Source organism: Helicobacter sp. T3_23-1059, assembly GCF_053654515.1.
This window is the reverse complement of the sequence record NZ_JBSIUV010000209.1, coordinates 1-597: the sequence shown is the minus strand read 5'-3', so window position 1 is coordinate 597 and position 597 is coordinate 1. Positions and strand designations below refer to the sequence as shown.

The window sequence follows — 597 nt, the reverse complement described above, 5'->3', positions numbered from 1 at the left end:
TTTTTATTTTGTCTTAAGTTGTCTTGAGCCTTTTTTAATCATAGCAAAAAGGCAAGGGAAAAATACGCGCTAGATTTGGCAAAATCTATAAGCAAGGCTACTATTATTGCACCCCCACTTCATTGTATTCTTTGTAATTATCACAGCCCATTTGCTTACCCAAATCACACGCTTTGCCGAAGTATTGCTTAGCGATAGAGTGATTTTGCCTCACACCTTGCCCTTTGCTATAGAGAAACCCTAGATTATTGCACCCTAAGCCAGATTTCATATCACAGGCTTTTTTCCATAGCTCGCTTGCTTTGTGGTAGTCTTGTCGCACACCTTTGCCATTAAAATACATTAACCCTAAGTTGTAGCAAGATGATGCTTGCATATTGCTAACTTTGTTGCACCCGATTTCATAATATTTCTTTGCATTAAAAAAATCATTTAATTGATAGTAAGCCCTTCCCAATTCACCGTATGCAATGTATGCAATACTATTCCCAAAAGCGATGGTTCTCTCAAAGTAGGGTATCGCTTCTCTATAATGTCCTGCTTGGTTATAAATTCCGCCTACAAAAATACAAGGCTCAAGACAACTTAAGACAAAAT

Annotated in this window: 1 protein-coding gene; it reads right to left on the bottom strand. The window is 37.5% G+C overall.

What is annotated here, in order from left to right; genetic code table 11:
• Positions 1–103: 103 nt before the first annotated feature.
• A partial coding sequence (locus ACWIX0_RS14085) for a tetratricopeptide repeat protein (protein WP_454174601.1) occupies positions 104–597 on the bottom strand: 494 nt, incomplete at its 5' end.